The organism is Enterococcus sp. AZ188, assembly GCF_050544075.1.
GTDB lineage: Bacteria > Bacillota > Bacilli > Lactobacillales > Enterococcaceae > Enterococcus_D > Enterococcus_D entomosocium.
Genome location: NZ_CP172943.1, coordinates 444,819 through 461,741, shown reverse-complemented (window position 1 = coordinate 461,741; position 16,923 = coordinate 444,819). Strand labels below are relative to the sequence as shown.

Annotated in this window: 13 protein-coding genes; 3 read left to right on the top strand and 10 right to left on the bottom strand. The window is 46.1% G+C overall.

Features of this window, described 5'->3' with window-relative positions; translation table 11 throughout:
- Window positions 1–20: 20 nt before the first annotated feature.
- The 5 genes from IGI86_RS02185 to IGI86_RS02165 form a co-directional block, all read right to left on the bottom strand.
- Entirely contained in the window at window positions 21–2,387 is a 2,367-nt protein-coding gene (locus IGI86_RS02185; protein ID WP_430617697.1) for a phosphoketolase family protein, read from the bottom strand.
- A gap of 196 nt (window positions 2,388–2,583) precedes the next feature.
- The gene (gene araA, locus IGI86_RS02180; RefSeq protein ID WP_034878099.1) at window positions 2,584–4,008 is read right to left on the bottom strand and encodes an L-arabinose isomerase; all 1,425 of its coding nucleotides are present in this window, start codon (window positions 4,006–4,008) and stop codon (window positions 2,584–2,586) included.
- A gap of 19 nt (window positions 4,009–4,027) precedes the next feature.
- Window positions 4,028–4,723 carry an L-ribulose-5-phosphate 4-epimerase gene (locus IGI86_RS02175; protein WP_005232231.1) on the bottom strand — a complete coding sequence of 232 codons (696 nt, stop codon included), beginning with the start codon at window positions 4,721–4,723 and terminating at the stop codon, window positions 4,028–4,030.
- A 19-nt stretch (window positions 4,724–4,742) separates the two neighbouring features.
- Complete coding sequence (locus tag IGI86_RS02170; RefSeq protein ID WP_430617696.1) at window positions 4,743–6,338, bottom strand: xylulokinase; 1,596 nt, start codon at window positions 6,336–6,338, stop codon at window positions 4,743–4,745.
- 4 nt (window positions 6,339–6,342) lie between these two features.
- On the bottom strand, window positions 6,343–7,449 hold the full coding sequence (locus tag IGI86_RS02165; RefSeq protein ID WP_430617695.1) for a GntR family transcriptional regulator: 1,107 nt from the start codon (window positions 7,447–7,449) through the stop codon (window positions 6,343–6,345).
- A 165-nt stretch (window positions 7,450–7,614) separates the two neighbouring features.
- Here IGI86_RS02165 and IGI86_RS02160 point away from each other — a divergent pair, with 165 nt between their 5' ends.
- The 3 genes from IGI86_RS02160 (at window position 7,615) to IGI86_RS02150 (ending at window position 10,706) form a co-directional block, all read left to right on the top strand.
- Window positions 7,615–8,454 (top strand): SHOCT domain-containing protein, encoded by an 840-nt coding sequence (locus IGI86_RS02160; RefSeq protein ID WP_422705424.1) that lies wholly within the window; start codon window positions 7,615–7,617, stop codon window positions 8,452–8,454.
- Between the two features lie 330 nt (window positions 8,455–8,784).
- Window positions 8,785–9,489 (top strand): helix-turn-helix domain-containing protein, encoded by a 705-nt coding sequence (locus IGI86_RS02155; RefSeq protein WP_008376141.1) that lies wholly within the window; start codon window positions 8,785–8,787, stop codon window positions 9,487–9,489.
- Window positions 9,490–9,596: 107 nt separating this feature from the next.
- On the top strand, window positions 9,597–10,706 hold the full coding sequence (locus IGI86_RS02150; protein WP_008376142.1) for an ABC transporter ATP-binding protein: 1,110 nt from the start codon (window positions 9,597–9,599) through the stop codon (window positions 10,704–10,706).
- Window positions 10,707–10,835: 129 nt separating this feature from the next.
- Here the strand turns inward: IGI86_RS02150 and IGI86_RS02145 are convergent, their stop codons facing one another.
- The 5 genes from IGI86_RS02145 to chvE all read right to left on the bottom strand — a co-directional run bounded on the left by IGI86_RS02145 (window position 10,836) and on the right by chvE (window position 16,899).
- Window positions 10,836–12,356, bottom strand: a complete 1,521-nt coding sequence (locus IGI86_RS02145) for an alpha-L-fucosidase (protein WP_430601341.1) — start codon at window positions 12,354–12,356, stop codon at window positions 10,836–10,838.
- Between the two features lie 220 nt (window positions 12,357–12,576).
- The gene (locus IGI86_RS02140; protein WP_005232241.1) at window positions 12,577–12,912 is read right to left on the bottom strand and encodes a PTS sugar transporter subunit IIB; all 336 of its coding nucleotides are present in this window, start codon (window positions 12,910–12,912) and stop codon (window positions 12,577–12,579) included.
- 12 nt (window positions 12,913–12,924) lie between these two features.
- Entirely contained in the window at window positions 12,925–14,121 is a 1,197-nt protein-coding gene (gene mmsB, locus IGI86_RS02135; RefSeq protein ID WP_005227258.1) for a multiple monosaccharide ABC transporter permease, read from the bottom strand.
- A 1-nt stretch (window position 14,122) separates the two neighbouring features.
- A complete protein-coding gene (gene mmsA, locus IGI86_RS02130) occupies window positions 14,123–15,652 on the bottom strand; it encodes a multiple monosaccharide ABC transporter ATP-binding protein (RefSeq protein ID WP_005232243.1) in 1,530 nt (509 codons plus the stop codon).
- Window positions 15,653–15,798: 146 nt separating this feature from the next.
- Window positions 15,799–16,899 (bottom strand): multiple monosaccharide ABC transporter substrate-binding protein, encoded by a 1,101-nt coding sequence (gene chvE / locus IGI86_RS02125; RefSeq protein ID WP_086372573.1) that lies wholly within the window; start codon window positions 16,897–16,899, stop codon window positions 15,799–15,801.
- Window positions 16,900–16,923: the final 24 nt, after the last annotated feature.

Below are 16,923 nucleotides of genomic sequence, written 5' to 3'. Positions count from 1 at the left end.
CTGATGTAGTGGAGAAAAAATCAACGCAATGGTTTCCATTCCCACTCTTCGACTTCGGCGATATCATAGCCGTTTTCTCGAATAAAGTCATGGTGATACGCAACGGTGTCTGCCATTTTTTTGGCAAAGTCCGTTGCTTTTTCTCCATAGACCCATTCGGCGGCGTCTTTGGCTAAGTGGAAGCGATCCAATTCAGAAAGGATCCGCATATCAAACGGTGTCGTGATGTCGCCATTTTCTCGGTACCCATGAATATGAAGCTGTTGGTTGCGACGGCCAAAGAAGATGTCGCGAATCAGTCCTTCATACCCGTGGAAAGCAAACACGATCGGTTTGTCTTTCGTAAAGTAGGCTTCGAATGCTTCATCGCTCAACCCACGAGGATCGACTTCTGGACGACGCAATTTCAATAGATCGACCACATTGATGAAGCGGACTTTCAACTCTGGGAAGGCTTCAATCAGCAAGGAAACAGCAGCTAATGCTTCCAAATTCGGTTCCGTCCCGGCAGCTGCGATCACAATGTCCGGTTCTTGTCCTTCATCTGTCGATGCCCAGTCGATGACTTTCAAGCCATCTTTGACAAGCACTTTCGCTTCATCCGCCGAATAAAACTGCGGACGTGGGTGTTTCGAAGAGACCACTAGATTGATCTTTTCTTCAGAAGCGAGCGTTTCTGCCATGACAGCCATCAAGCTATTGGCATCGGCTGGCAAGTAGACCCGCACAAAGTCGGCTTTTTTCTCTGCAATATGGGTCATGATCCCTGGATCTTGGTGGGTGTACCCATTATGGTCTTGTTGGAAGACCGTTGATGAAGCGATCAAATTCAATGAGGGGTACGGGTTGCGCCAGTCAAGATCATGGGCTTTTCGTAACCATTTGAAGTGCTGCGTGATCATAGAATCAACGACTCTTAGGAATGACTCGTAGCTGGCAAAGAAGCCATGACGCCCCGTCAGCACATAGCCTTCCAAGAAGCCTTCTGCTTGATGTTCTGATAATTGTGAATCAATCACACGGCCCACTGAAGACAGCCATTCATCATAATCAGGATGTTTTGGCTCCAACCATTGGCGGTCCGTGACTTCGAACACATGGTTCAACCGATTGGATTTGGCTTCATCTGGGCCAAAAATGCGGAAGTTGTCAGGATTTTCTTTGATGATGTCACGGGCAAATTTTCCAAAGACCATCATATCTTGGGCAGTCGTTTCCCCTGGTGTCTCGATCGCAATGGCATGTGCTTGCCAATCTGGCAAGCGTAGCGGTTGCGGATCGATCCCCCCATTGGTGATCGGATTGACCGCCATCCGCTGCTCTCCTTTTGGTGCCAATTCTTGAATCTCAGCGTTGATGCGGCCGTTTTCGTCAAAAAGCTCTTCTGGACGATATGACTGCAGCCAATCCGTCAAAGCATCCACGTGTTCCATATGTTTCGCATTGACAGGGATCGGCACTTGGTGAGCACGGAAGCCCCCTTCAATCGGCTCGCCATCCCAGACTTTCGGTCCAGTCCAGCCTTTCGGTGTGCGAACGATCAAAACTGGCCAATGAGGCATAGCGGCTTCTTCCGCAGAACCTTTGCGGGCTTCTGCTTGGATCGCGTGGATCTGTTCGATGGCTTGATCCATTTTCTGTGCCAATTGCGGATGAACGGTTTCTGGATCGTCCCCTTCTACGAAATAAGGGGTCCAACCCATGCCTTCAAAATATTTCGTGAGATCTTGGTCACTTTTACGAGCCAAAATCGTTGGATTGGCAATCTTGGCGCCATTCAAATGCAAGATAGGCAAAATTGCGCCATCATTGACTGGATTGATAAAGGTATTTGAAAACCAGCTGCCCGCTAATGGTCCAGTTTCGGCTTCGCCATCACCGACCACTACTGCTGCAATGACATCGGGATTGTCTAAAATAGCTCCGGTAGCGTGGGCGATGGAATAGCCTAGCTCGCCGCCTTCATGGATCGAACCTGGCGTTTCAGGTGCCGCATGAGAAGCGATCCCACCTGGGAAAGAGAAAGTTTTGAATAAATGTTTCATCCCTGCTTCGTCTTGGGTGGCTTTTGGATAGATCTCGCTGTAGCTGCCGTCTAAATAAGCATTCGCAACCATGACTTGTCCGCCATGGCCCGGTCCTTCGATATAAAACATGTTTAAGTCGTACTTATTGATGACGCGATTGAGATGGGTGTAAATAAAATTTTGTCCGGCGATCGTTCCCCAGTGACCAATTGGATTCACTTTCAAATCTTTTTCTTCGATGGGGCGGCGCAATAAGGGATTGTCTTTCAAATAGATCTGACCAACGGAAAGGTAGTTGGCTGCTCGCCACCAAGCGTTCATTTTCTGATAATACTCTGGTGTATCGTAGGTTGTCTTCATTGTGCTCCTCCTTTTAGTCCATTGTTCCACTCTTACATAAAAGTCTATGCCCCCTATATTTAAAAGTCAATTTTGCTGATTGCTGGTGCTTTCAAGGGTTTGCTTGCCCGCACTTTACAGCCAGAAGGCAAGAAAGCTTAAGAAAAACGCAAAGAAACCGCCGGCATCGCCAACGGTTCCTTTTGTGATTGGGTACTTATTTGATCGTTACGTATTCCAATCCTACAAGTTTCGCCCATGTTTCGATCTGATCAGAATTTAGGACAAGTGAGACAACTGTGTGATGGCCACCGCCTGTTTCGATCCACTGTTTGACGCCATCGTGGAAGTTTGGTTTTGGCGTCCACATTACTCGTGCAACCGGTAGTTTTGGTGCTTCTTCAGTTGGCTCAAAGGCATCGACTTCATTGATCAATAATTTGTAGTGAGTACCAAAGTCGGCCATCGAAACCACGACCCCTTCGCCGCCTTGGCCGTCAAACACGAGCCGGGCTGGGTCTTCACGATCCCCCATCGACAATGGCGAAACCACGATTTTTGGTTTGCTGGCTGCTAATACCGGATCGACTTCCATCATGTGGGATTGCAAGATGGCTTCTTTTCCTGGTGTCAGCTCATAGGTGTAGTCTTCCATAAAGCCAGTCGCTTTATTGTGAGCCATGATTTTCATCAAGCGGTCAATAGCGGCTGTTTTCCAGTCCCCTTCACCGGCAAACCCATAGCCTTCTGCCATCAAGCGTTGTACAGCTAAACCAGGCAACTGCTGCATACCATACAAGTCTTCAAAGTTCGTGGTAAATGCCGTATAGCCGCCTGCTTCAAGGAAGCGGCGCAGACCGATTTCTTGTTTGGCTTGTGCTTTGACATGACGTGCCCACTCTTCTTTGTCGTAATCGCCATAATCGAAATCATACAGCTGGCTGTATTCTTCAAAGAGTGCATCGATTTCTTCGTCAGTCACCGCATCGACAACTTGTACCAAATCGCCGATCCCAAAATAATCAACGGTCCAACCAAATTGGATCTGTGCTTCGACTTTGTCGCCTTCCGTCACCCCAACGTTACGCATGTTGTCGCCAAAACGAGCGACTTTAATTTGGAAGCTTTCATTGTAGCCGACTGCCACGTCCATCCAAGCAGCAATTTCTTTTTGGATGGCTTCATTTTTCCAATAACCGACAACGATTTTGTTTTGCTTTTTCAAACGGGCATTGATAAATCCGTATTCTCGGTCACCATGAGCCGCTTGGTTCAAGTTCATAAAGTCCATATCGATGGTTTCCCATGGAATTTGTTCATTGTATTGAGTGGCAAGGTGCAGCAATGGTTTTTGTAATAATTTCGTGCCGCGAATCCACATTTTTGCTGGTGAGAAGGTGTGCATCCAGGTGATCACCCCAGCGACTTCATCCCGATAGTTGACTTCTTTCATGATTTTCGTAATCGTATCGGCAGTAACAGCGAGTTCTTGTAAAACAACTGGATAAGGCAGCTTTGAGCTGTCATTTAAGCTTTTGACCATTTCTTCTGCATGATCCCGTACTTCTTGTAATGCTTCTTCTCCATATAAGTGCTGTGATCCTACGACGAACCAAAATTCTTTTTTCCCGATTTCTAACATTCTACTTGCTCCTTTTTCGTTATTTTTGCCCGTAATAGGCATTTTCTCCATGTTTGCGTAAATAATGTTTGTCTAAGACCCGCTGCGGCAATTCGGGTGCGTAACTGTTGAGCTGGTGCGTGATAAAATTCATCTTAGCGACTTCTTCTAAGACAACTGCGTTCATCACCGCCGCATCCGCCGTTTTGCCCCAGGTAAACGGTCCATGACCGTGAAGCAAGACACCAGGAATTTCTTCTGGCGTGATGCCGCGTTCCTTAAAGGTTTCGACGATCACCTGTCCTGTTTGTGCTTCATAGCCTTCATCGATCTCGGCTTGCGTCAAAAAGCGGGCACAGGGGACTGCTCCATAAAACGTATCGGCATGGGTCGTGCCCATCGCTGGCAGATCGAGTCCTGCCTGAGCCCAGCTCGTTGCCCAAGTAGAATGGGTATGGACGATCCCACCAATTTCTGGAAATGCTTTGTATAAAGCGGCATGCGTCGGCGTATCGGAGGAAGGATTTTTTGCTCCTTCCACTACGTTGCCTTCAAAATCACAAACCACCATATCACTGGCTTGCATGGTTTCATAGTCAACACCGCTAGGTTTGATGACAAACAACTGCTGTTGGCGATCCACTGCTGACACATTGCCCCAGGTGTATTTGATCAATCCTTGCTTCGGCAATGCCAAATTGGCTTGAAAGACTTCTTCTTTTAATCCTTCTAACACAAAATTCCCTTCTTTCTTTTTAAATCAACGCATCGATTGCCGCTTGCTCGATCGGCAACCCTGCTTGGTAACGTTGGGTAAAGACGGTGAATCCCTGAATGTCCGCTTCCGTTGGGGCTAACGTCACGCCGTGGTCATTTTTAAACACTTGATCTGCTAAGAATGCTGCCAAGGATTGTTCTGGCGTGTGACGGCGAAGGTATGCTGCTAAAAGGGCGATCCCCCAGGCGCCGCCTTCACCAGCCGTTTCCATGACCGTGACTGGGGCTTCCATGACAGCTGCCAAGACACGTTGGGCAACTTCTGGCGTCTTGAAGATCCCCCCGTGACCAACGATTCGATCAATGGCGACGTCTTCGGCTTCCAGAATCTTCATCCCGATCTTCATCGCACCAAAGGCACTAAATAGATGTAAGCGCATGAAATTTGCTAAAGTAAAAGAACTCTCTGGCGATCGGACGAAAAGCGGCCGTCCTTCAGGGATCTTAGTGATATTTTCACCAGAATAATAGCCATAAGAAAGCATCCCGCCACATTCTGAATCCCCTTTCAATGCTTCGTTGAATAAGGTCGCAAACAATTCTTCCGTGGAAAGTTTCATTCCAGCTGCGTCGGCAAATTCGCGGAAAAGTTTGACCCAGGCATTGATCTCCGAGGTACAGTTATTCGTATGGACCATCCCCACCAAATCACCAGAAGGCGTCGTGACCAAATCGATCTCTGGATACACTTGCGTTAAGGGTTCTTCTAAGACGATCATGGCAAAAGCCGACGTCCCGGCTGAAACATTCCCGCTTCGCTGTGCCACACTATTCGTGGCAACCATGCCAGTGCCCGCATCGCCTTCTGGCGGACATAACGGGATGCCGGCTTGCAAGGTACCGGTTGGGTCGAGTTTTTTTGCGCCTTCTGCCGTCAATGTGCCGGCTGGTTCGCCTGCTGTCAACACTTGTGGCAAAAGGTCTTTGATCTGCCAAGGATACCCCTGACTGCTGATTTGCGCATCAAATTGCTGCAGCATATTCGCATCATAGTTTTTTGTCGTACTATCGATTGGGAACATCCCAGATGCATCACCGATTCCGATAACTTTTTCTCCTGTCAGCTGCCAATGGACATAGCCGGCTAAGGTAGTGAAAAAAGCGACCTCTGGTACGTGGGCTTCTTGATTCAAAATCGCTTGATACAAGTGCGCGATACTCCAACGCTGCGGGATGTTGTATTGGAACAATGCCGTCAAAACTTTTTCTGCTTCTTCCGTGATCGCATTGCGCCATGTCCGAAAAGGGACCAACAGCGTGCCTTGCTGATCAAAGGCCATATAGCCGTGCATCATTGCAGAAAAACCGATACTGCCGATCGTCGTCAAAGGTACCTCGAATTGCTGCTGGATATTGTGCGCCAACTCTTGGTAGCTGGCTTGCAGTCCTTGCCAAATCGCTTCTAGCGAGTAGGTCCAAATCCCTTGCTCCAATTGATTTTCCCATTCAAAGCTGCCAGAAGCGATCGTCTGAAACCGCTCATCGATCAAGACAGCTTTGATCCGTGTCGAGCCTAGCTCGATCCCAAGAGACGTGCGCCCGTCAATAATTGCTTGCCTTACTTGTTGCGTCATCTTCTTACTCTCCTTTTTGGTTATTGACTGAACCGCGAACGATCAGCTCTGGTTCAAAATAAAAGTGTTGTGCTTCTGTTGCCTTCCCTGTAGTGATCCATTGTGCTGCCAATTCCCCCATCGCTTCTTTCGGGTGAGTCAGTGTGGTGATCGTCGGTGTGGACAAGGTGCTAAGGGGCGAGTCATCGTTTCCTACGATCGAAAAATCAGTAGGAACGTTCTTCCCAGCAGCCGTCAATGCTTGAATCAAACGATGCGCGATCTCATCGTTGTAACAAACGATGCCTGTGACTTGATTATCGGCAGCCGTCAAGCGCTGGATCGCTTGTTCAATAACGGCTTCTTTCGTCTCCGTCGTATACGTCAAGACGTCTTCTGCTGCAAACGTCCGCTTGGCTTGGGTCAACGCTTTGACAAACCCTTTCATCCGATATTTCCCTTGTAAGTCATCGATTTTCGTGATCATCATCAACTGCTGATGCTGTTGTTCTAATAGATAATTGGTTGCTAAAAAACCAGATCGTGTATCGTTGACACAAATATGCGGCAAGTCTAGTTCTTCGTAATAGGCATTGATCATGACGAGAGGAATCCCAGCTTCTTGGAGTGCGACATAATAGGCAAGATTCGGGTTATACTGGCTGCTCTTAGTTGGTTCAACGATCACCCCGTCTACCCCTTGATCCATCATTTGCTGCAAGCACGCTCTTTCTTGCTCATGGTCATTGTTGGTTGAGCCTAAAAGCAGTGAGTAGCCTTGCTCCCGCAATGTCTGCTCCACGCCACGCATGATCGATGGGAAAATATAATCAGACAAATAGGTCATGATGATCCCAATCGTTTTGCGGTTTTTATGATTGACAGTCTCAGGTTTTGAAACGTAGGTACCTGAGCCCCGTTCTTTTCTTAAATAACCTTCATTGACCAAAACAGCGATCGCTTGGCGCACCGTGTGGCGGCTATAATGAAATTCTTCCTGTAAGGTTGCTTCTGAAGGGATCGCATCGCCTTCTTGATAGGTGCTTAAGCGGATCTTTTCTCTTAAGATATCCGCTAGTTGTTCGTACTTATTCGCCATTTTCATCCCATCTTTCAAAAGTTGTCCGTACATCTACGATACCAAGAAACCGCTTCCTTGTCAATTGCTGCTATACTAATTTTTCTGAAAAAGTAATAGAGAAAAAATTCCAAACGATCATTCACCTATATTTTACTCATAATAAAAATAAATAAGATTAAATTTGTTGTATAATTGAATAAATAGTTAGTTATTTCTATGAAGGAGGCAAACACTTTGACGAGAAATATGAATGAAAATCGTGAGGCGCCAATCATTCTTTATTCAAAAAAATATCGAGAGAATCGCAAACACGAGGCTAGTTGTCGCTGGTTTATTACCAGTAAAGGTGTTTTGATAAACCATACCCATCCAAAAATCCCAGATGAAAAGATTCCCATGGCAAAAATTGCCGATGTGGAATTACATATAGGCAAAGGTCTCTTAGTGGACTACCTCCGCCTGCAGGTACCAGGTGATCCTCATCTGCTTTATTTCACCAATCGAATCGATGCCCAAAAAGCCTATGATTTTTTAACCACTCGCCTTGCAGTACTTGGCGGGCAATCAGCCAAAAGTTACGTGGATGAGGAGGCTGGTAAAATCAAATTACTGTCTTATCATTATCGTGAGGCTTGGGCCATCACAGAAGATACGCTCACGATCATCGACTACAAAAAGAAAGAAAAGCAGGTTTTGCAGATTCCCCAGATCACCAGTGTCAGTCTGAAAGAAGTTGCCGAATCTGGTCTTTGGAAAGGCAATGGCTTCTTGGAACTGTATATTGGCGGCGGGGCAATCAGAGAAACCCAGTCTCGCAGAAGGACGGAACCAAACCACTCCCTTTGCTTTGCCGAAAAAGACCTGCTGATTGCTCGGATCATACAGCGCTATCTCACTAACTTCCCCCGTGAGCATGTGATGCTGCCCCCGCGACCAACTGTAAACACGACGGAACAGGTCATTGCTGAACTTCGCGAACTGAAAATGTTGGTCGATGAAGGAATTCTGACTGAAGAAGAATTTGCGTTGAAGAAAAAACAACTATTAGGATTATAGAAGCCATCGCTTCGGGGAAAAACCAGCCCTCCTGCCATGCGAAGGCAGAGATTTCGGTGAAGGGCTGTGCTTTTTTTCTGGGAAAATTTTGAACGGTTTTTTTAGAACATGCTATACTAAATGAAGAATACGTAGAGTATCTCAAAGGAGGTCTTTCTCATTTTTTCTTTTAATGACATCAAAGCGCGTTTCCCCCAGGCAACGCTGCATGACAAAGTATCCACAACGAAGGACATCGAATCCATCGCTTTCGGCAAAAAATATATTTGGCTGCCAACTGACCAATTAAGTGCCAGTGAAAAACTGCTGATCCAACTGGGAAACGGCTCTTTGCAACCAGAAATCGACAACCGAAACCATCCATGGTATCCGATTTTATTTGAACATCAGCCCGTTCAAGACCAAACGTGGGTCCGAATGCTGCAAGTTCATTTCACCCGAACCATTGACTCCTTGCAATCCGAATGGCTCGCAGAGATTCAGCAAATGCTCCCTAGCGTGGTGGATCTTTTTTTCCTCACCGAAGACCATGCGGTGATCGTAGAAAAACAAGACGACACTAATTTACCCATCGAAGATCTCGACGGCTTATTCGTGGCTTTGGATATGGATTTCGACTGCTATTCTCAGCTGTTCGTCGGTCCCTTCCATCATCCGCGCCACGATTTCACTACCTTATGGGCAAGTGAGTCTACCCTGTTCAAAAATGAGTTAAAAACGAAAACCACCAGTAAAAGTATGGATCTGCCCAAAGTGGTCTTTTCTCTTTTTCGCAATGGCTTTTCCGAGTATATTTCCTTGTTTCGTACCTTATATCTAGATTGGTTTGAAGAAGAGACCGAAACGATCATTCAATCCCTGTGGCGCAATCAAGGCAATGCAAGCTCCACAGCCAAAGAACTGTTCATGCATCGGAATTCTCTCCTATATAAGATCGATAAGTTTCAAACACTGACGCGCTTAAATTTAAAAAATATGGATGATCTGCTGCTTTGCTATTTATTGATCGATCAGTTCACCCATCAGAGCAATTAAACAACCTGCACAAGAAAACGTTTTTTTCTTGTGCAGGTTTCCGTTGCGCATTCGAAGCGTTTTCATTTATGCTATTCATGTAAACTAAATGGAAAGAGGTAATCCCAATGGTAGAAATGGCCTTAAAAAATATCCACAAAAAATATGACAATAATGATGCGTATTCGGTAACTGATTTTAATTTAGATATCGCGGATCGCGAATTTATCGTTTTCGTTGGACCTTCTGGTTGCGGAAAATCAACAACCCTTCGAATGATCGCTGGTTTAGAAGATATTTCTGAAGGCGAATTGAGCATCGGTGGAAAAGTAATGAACGATGTAGCACCAAAAGACCGCGACATCGCGATGGTTTTCCAGAACTACGCATTGTATCCCCATATGACTGTTTTTAACAACATGGCATTTGGTTTGAAATTGCGTAAATACGACAAAGAAGAAATCAAAAAACGCGTAGAAAATGCCGCTGAGATCTTAGGTTTGACAGAATACTTAGATCGTAAACCTGCTGCCCTTTCAGGTGGTCAGCGTCAACGGGTTGCCTTAGGCCGTGCCATCGTTCGTGATGCCAAAGTCTTCTTAATGGATGAGCCGTTGTCAAACTTAGATGCGAAATTGCGGGTTGCCATGCGTGCGGAAATCGCAAAATTACACCAACGTTTAGAAACAACGACGATCTATGTAACCCATGACCAAACAGAAGCGATGACCATGGCTGACCGGATCGTTATCATGAAAGATGGTTTCATTCAACAAATCGGTTCACCAAAAGAAGTCTACAACACACCGAAAAACATTTTCGTTGCCGGCTTTATCGGTTCACCAGCAATGAACTTCTTCAATGTTACGTTGAATAACGGTATGATCTCTGATGGTCAAAGTTTGAATTTACGTATTCCTGAAGGCAAGAATAAGATTCTTGTTGAAAAAGGCTACGAAGGCAAACAATTAGTCTTTGGTATTCGTCCAGAAGATATCCACAGTGAACAAATCGCATTGGAAGCTTCTCCTGAAGCAACTGTACGTGCCGAAGTGGTCGTATCTGAACTATTAGGTGCAGAAACAATGCTTTATACACGTGTAGGTGCGACTGAATTTATCTCGAAAGTTGATGCCCGCGACTTCCACCGTCCAGGTGAAACAGTTGATTTAGCTTTCAACATCAACAAAGCGCATTTCTTCGACAAAGATTCAGAAAATGTCATCACACTTCCTTAATTTGTAGTTACCATGCACTGTTCTCGGATTTGCCCCCTAGGCAGTCGCATTTAACTAATATCCACTTTTATTCCTTATTTGTATCCCTCAAAAACAGACAGTCAGCCGACTGTCTGTTTTTGGGTTACTTTATTCTTCCTGAGGCACATAGCGCGCGGCCATGGTTTGAATGATCGGTGTTTGCCGAACTTGAGTAAAAACGATTTTGACAGCAGACACGCCGACCGCTTCAAAGCTGATGATTTTTTGATAGCCGATCGTCACTATTTCGGTCAGTAACTGTGGTCCTGCTACAGTTTGCAGAAAAATTTTTGCTTTTTCTACCCGTTGCCCATATTGAATCGCTTCCTTCAATACAAGTGAATTGATGACGACCGGTTCTGCAAAATGTAGGGTCAGCCATGGCCGTTTGTCTTCCAAGTCCGGTTTCCAATACTGGCCAAACGCTTGAGATAGTTGGAGCTTATCCATTCTGCTGGACACACTGGTTGAAGAGCTCGCAAACGTGCCGTTCCTTTCAGTCGTCACCTCTTTCAATTGTTTAATCGAGTGACCTAATTGCTGCAATGCCTTTTGATCCGTTGGATGGATCATACCATCCGGCATCGGCGACACATTAAGTAGAAAAGAACTATTGCCCCCAACGATCTGCTTGTAAAAAGACCAGAGCTCAGCGCCGCTTTTTACTTGTTGGTCTTCTGATGGATGATAAAACCAGCCGGGGCGAATCGATAAGTTGACCTCAGCAGGGTACCAAGCCAATTCGGCAGCTTCTTTAATGCCGTACTTTTTCAGCGCTTGTCGGCTTCCTAAATCGATTTCCATACTGGAAATCGATTGCCGAAACGCTGTGCTATCGGCTTTTTGCGAATGACTCGCTGTTTTTTCAGCATCCTTTAATGCTGCTGGCACCACACTCCATTCTTGAAGTCTGGTTTGCCCCGCTTCGTTTCCTACCCAACGGACATCCGGTCCGCAAACCGCAATCACTGCATTGGGTTGCAGCTCACGAATCACTTGATAATACCGTTCCCAATCATAGTTTTGGCGTTTTCCATTGGGTCCTTCACCATTGGCCCCATCTAACCATATTTCGAATATATCACCATAATTGGTTAAAAGTTCTGTCAACTGCGCCGTATAAAAATCATCATAGACTTGCCCCATTCCATAACAAGCTTCATGCTGATCCCAAGGCGATAAATAAATGCCGAATTTCAGGTCTGCTTGACGGCAAGCATCAGAAAGTTCTTTCACTAAATCACCTTGACCATTGCGCCAGGGCGTTGAAGCGACTGTGAAAGCAGTGTGCTGGCTTGGCCATAAGCAAAAGCCGTCATGATGTTTGCAGGTCAAAATGATTCCCTGCATACCGCTTTGCTTCATTGTGGAAACCCATTGATGACAGTCTAGCTTTTGCGGGTCAAATACCGTTGGCGACTCATTGCCGAGCCCCCATTCACGATTGGTCATCGTATTGAGACCAAAGTGGATAAAGCCATAAAATTCCAACTGCTGCCACTGTAGTTGTCGTTTACTGGGGCGAATCTGGGTAAGTTCTGCTGGTTCGATAATCTGTTCCTCCATTCTATGAGTTGTTTGCTGCTTTAAGGAAACAGATACAAGATCGATTCTTGACTGTTTCCTCATTGGAAAAGATCCAACGCCTTTACTGTACTTCCGTCATCTGTACGCTCACTGGCAAACGAAGTACAGGAACTGACTGAAGCACCATTCAATCGACGGGTCTTCCCTATCAGGTGATCAAACTACTTTACGATAAAAAGAGTAGTGCTTGCTTGGGGGATTCGCAAGGCACTACTCTAAACAACATATTCAAACGCTAAAAGACACATCTTTTTACGCGAGCCTAGTGATCGTTTTGTAAGAGGGTCAGGCTGTCTGTAAGGACAGCTTCGCCATCTAACAGCTCGTAATCTGTTTCTTTGATTAATTTATATGGCACCGCTTTGACCATGAGAAAGTCTTTTAATCGATTGACTTCGTACTTCGACTGCGGACCGATCAACAAAGCATCGACTGTTTGCTGCTGCAGGATCTGTTCAGCAATGATGGCTGGTGCCGAATAGATATGCACAGCTAGCCCTTTTTCATCTGCGGCCCGCTGCATGTTTTTCACTAAGAGACCCGTAGTGATGCCGGCGGTACAAATCAATAAAATCGTCTTTTGTGCTTGGTCCTCCATAAACAGGCCCTCCTACGAAATTTTCTTTTTCTTATTGTAGATATCCAGCACGACAGCCAGCAGCAAAATCAACCCTTTGATGGCTTGCTGCCAATCGACACCGACCCCTAAGATCGACATCCCATTGTTTAAGACACCCATCACGAGACCACCAACGATCGCCCCCATCACAGTACCAATACCGCCTGAGGTAGAAGCACCGCCGAAATACACTGCGGCCATTGCATCTAATTCCATTGATGTTCCCGCTTGCGGTGTGGCTGCATTCAACCGAGCCGCTAAAACCAAGCCCGCCAAAGCTGCCATCATCCCCATGTTCACGAAGACCCAGAAGGTGATTTTCTTCGTCTTGATTCCCGAAAGTTCGGCTGCTTTTTTGTTGCCGCCGGTTGCATAGATTTGACGACCAGCAACGGTTTTGTTAGTCAAAAAGCCATAAGCAGCCACGATCACCCCTAAGACGATCAAAATGATCGGATACCCTTGATAAGAGGCAAAGATATAGGTAGCGCCGAGAAATACGACCGCAGTAAAGACGGCTTTAAAGGCAAAGGCTGCCATTGATTCCACTTCAAAAAGATTTTTTTTGCGACGCTCACGGGTCCGCCATTGGCCTAAAATCAGGATGCCCGTGATCACTACACCTAAAATCATGGAAAGTAAATGGATCTGACCGCCTGCAATATCTGGCAAATACCCAGTAGAAATTTGTTGGAATGCCTTGGGAAACGGCGCCAATGATTGACCCCCTAAGACGACTTGGGTCAGTCCTCGAAACATCAGTAAACCAGACAAGGTCACGATAAATGCTGGGATACCGACATACGCGACCCAGAACCCTTGCCAGGCACCGATCACTGCGCCCATCAGTAAGCAAAGAGGCACTGCCAGCCAAGGACTGATGCCGTTATTGACCATTAAGACGCCTGCAATCGCACCGACAAACGCCATCACGGACCCTACGGATAAATCAACGTGTCCTAACAAGACGACCAAGAGCATACCAGCTGCCAAAACGAGAATATGACTGTTTTGCAACACGAGGTTGGTGATATTCAGCGGCCGCCAGAAAATCCCGTCGGTCATGAGCTGAAAGGCCACCAGCAGCACTGCTAAGATAATGATCATACTGTATTTGCTAAAGATTTCCAGTGCCTTTTCTTTCAGCGAATGGCTGCGTTCTTTTTTTAATTTATTGGTTGTTTCCATCTCAAACCCCACTCTCTTCTAATGTCATTAGATTCATCAATCGTTCTTGGTCCGCCTCTTCCCGCAGGACCTCGCCAGTGAAGCGGCCTTCGTTCATCGTATAGATTCGGTCACACATGCCTAATAGTTCTGGCAGCTCCGAGGAGATGATGCAAATGGCTTTGCCAGCTGCTGCCATCTCTTCGATGATCGTATAGATTTCGTATTTCGCCCCGACATCGATCCCACGGGTCGGTTCATCTAAAAATAAGATGTCTGGTGTGGTCATCAGCCATTTTGCCAAAACGACCTTTTGCTGATTCCCGCCGCTCAAGCTGCCGACGTTTTGATAGATCGAATTGGTTTTCGTCCGCATTTTTTTGCGGAATTCTTCAGCCATCGTGACTTCTTTTTCTTTATCGATGACCCCTTGGCGGCTGATTTTGGCAAGACTAGCAATGGTGGTATTCTCGCGAATATCCATCAGCAGATTCAAGCCCAACGCTTTTCTGTCTTCCGACACATAGGCTAACCCATTTTTGATGGCGGTTGGCACGTCTTTGACAGAAATCGGTTGGCCGTCTTTATAGACTTCCCCCGAAATCGAACTGCCATAGGAATGACCGAAGACACTCATGGCAAACTCTGTCCGTCCCGCACCCATCAAACCGGCGATGCCGATGATCTCTCCTTTGCGGATCATCAAGTTCAAATTTTCATTCACCACACGGGTATGGTCGATTGGATGATGGACCGTCCAATTTTTGACTTCAAAAAACGGTTCACCAATAGCGGGTTTCCGCTCTGGGTAACGATTGGTCAAATCTCGCCCAACCATGCCGCGAATGATACGCTCTTCAGAGATTTCGGCCCCGCTCAGCGTCTCGATCGTTTGCCCGTCTCGTAAAATCGTGATGCGATCCGCCACATTGACGATTTCATTCAGCTTGTGGGAGATAATGATCGAGGTGATCCCTTGGTTGCGAAACTCTTTGATCAGCTCTAACAGATTGGCACTTTCTTCTTCATTCAACGCCGCGGTTGGTTCATCTAAAATCAACAATCGGACGGATTTTGAAAATGCTTTGGCAATTTCCACCAGCTGTTGATGCCCGACACCGATTTGTGAAACCAGCGTATTCGGGTCTAATTTCAAGCCAACGATCTTTAAGAGGTTATCTGTTTTCTTTTCGGTCAGATCCCAATCAATAATGCCGTGCTTGGCTTGTTCATTTCCTAGAAAGATATTTTCTTTGATCGACAGGTAAGGACTTAAGGCTAACTCTTGATGAATAATAACAATTCCTTTGTCCTCACTGTCCCGCAAATCTTTGAACTTGCATAACTCCCCTTCATAATAGATCTCTCCATCATAGCTGCCGTAAGGATAGAGTCCGCTTAAGACATTCATCAGCGTGGACTTTCCGGCGCCATTTTCTCCACACAGTGCGTGGATCTCTCCTCGCTCGATCGAGAGGTTGACGTTATCAAGGGCGCGAACCCCTGAAAACTCTTTGACGATGCCTTTCATCATCAAAATATTATCTGCCATGTTCTTTCACCCTTTTCCTTTTTATGTAAAAGTGATGCGCTCCCTTTGCAAGAAAAGCGGAAAGAACGAATACTGGGGATGATTCGTTCTTCCCTGCTGCTTGAGGGGAAACTAGCATCTTTTCTCGCTGGATCTGCACTCCTTGCTTAAATGCCCAGCTCTTCTTCTGTATAGTAATCGGTATCGATCAGTTCTTCTTTGTAGTTGTCGCTATCCACAGAAACGGGATTTGACAAGTAGGTTGGTACGACTTTGACGCCATTGTCATAGGTTTCAGTATCGTTGACTGGCACTTCCTCGCCATTGGTGATGGCTTCGATCATTTCGATCGTGTTTTTCGCTAACACTCGTGTATCTTTAAAAATCGTTTGGGTTTGTTCGCCCGCGATGATTGATTTCACTCCTGCCACCGTCGCATCTTGACCGGTGATCACAGGCAGTGGTTTATCAGAGGAACCATAGCCCACACCTTTAAGCGATGAAATGATTCCTAGGCTGATTGGATCATAAGGTGAAAGAACAGCATCCAATGTTTGATCCGTATAGTTGGCACTCAATAAGTTGTCCATCCGAGCTTGCGCGGTTGAACCATCCCAACGCAAGGTAGCGATTTGGTTGAAGTTGGTTTGACCGGAAGGAACGACTAGCTGTCCGCTGTCAAAGTATTGTTGGAAGACCGAAAGGACCCCATTATAATTGATCAGTGCATTGTTATCATCTGGAGAACCGCCGAATAATTCAATGTTAAATGGTCCTTCACCGTCTTTAAGGCCTAATTTGTCTTCAATATAAGACGCTTGCAGCACGCCGACCCCAAAATTATCAAAGGTGGCATAATAATCGACGTATTCCGAGTTCATCAGTAAACGGTCATAGGCGATGACTGTGATGTCTTCGTTATGGGCTTTTTCCAACACGTCCGTCAGTGCCGAACCATCGATCGAGGCGATCACTAAGGTATCAACACCTTTGGTGATCATGTTCTCAATTTGTGCCACTTGGTTTTCTACTTTGTCTTCTCCATATTGCAGGTCAGTTTTATAGCCAAGCTTCTCTAATTCCTCTACCATATTGTTGCCATCTGCGATCCATCGTTCTGCCGATTTGGTCGGCATCGCGATCCCAACAAATCCTTTGTCTCCGTCACCGTTTGCCCCGCTATCTGATCCATTCCCACAAGCTGCTAACAATCCACCAACCAATAAGGTGGATGCTAGGACGACCAATTTACCAAAAGTACCTTTCATTGTGATCCCTCCATGTCTTTTTCT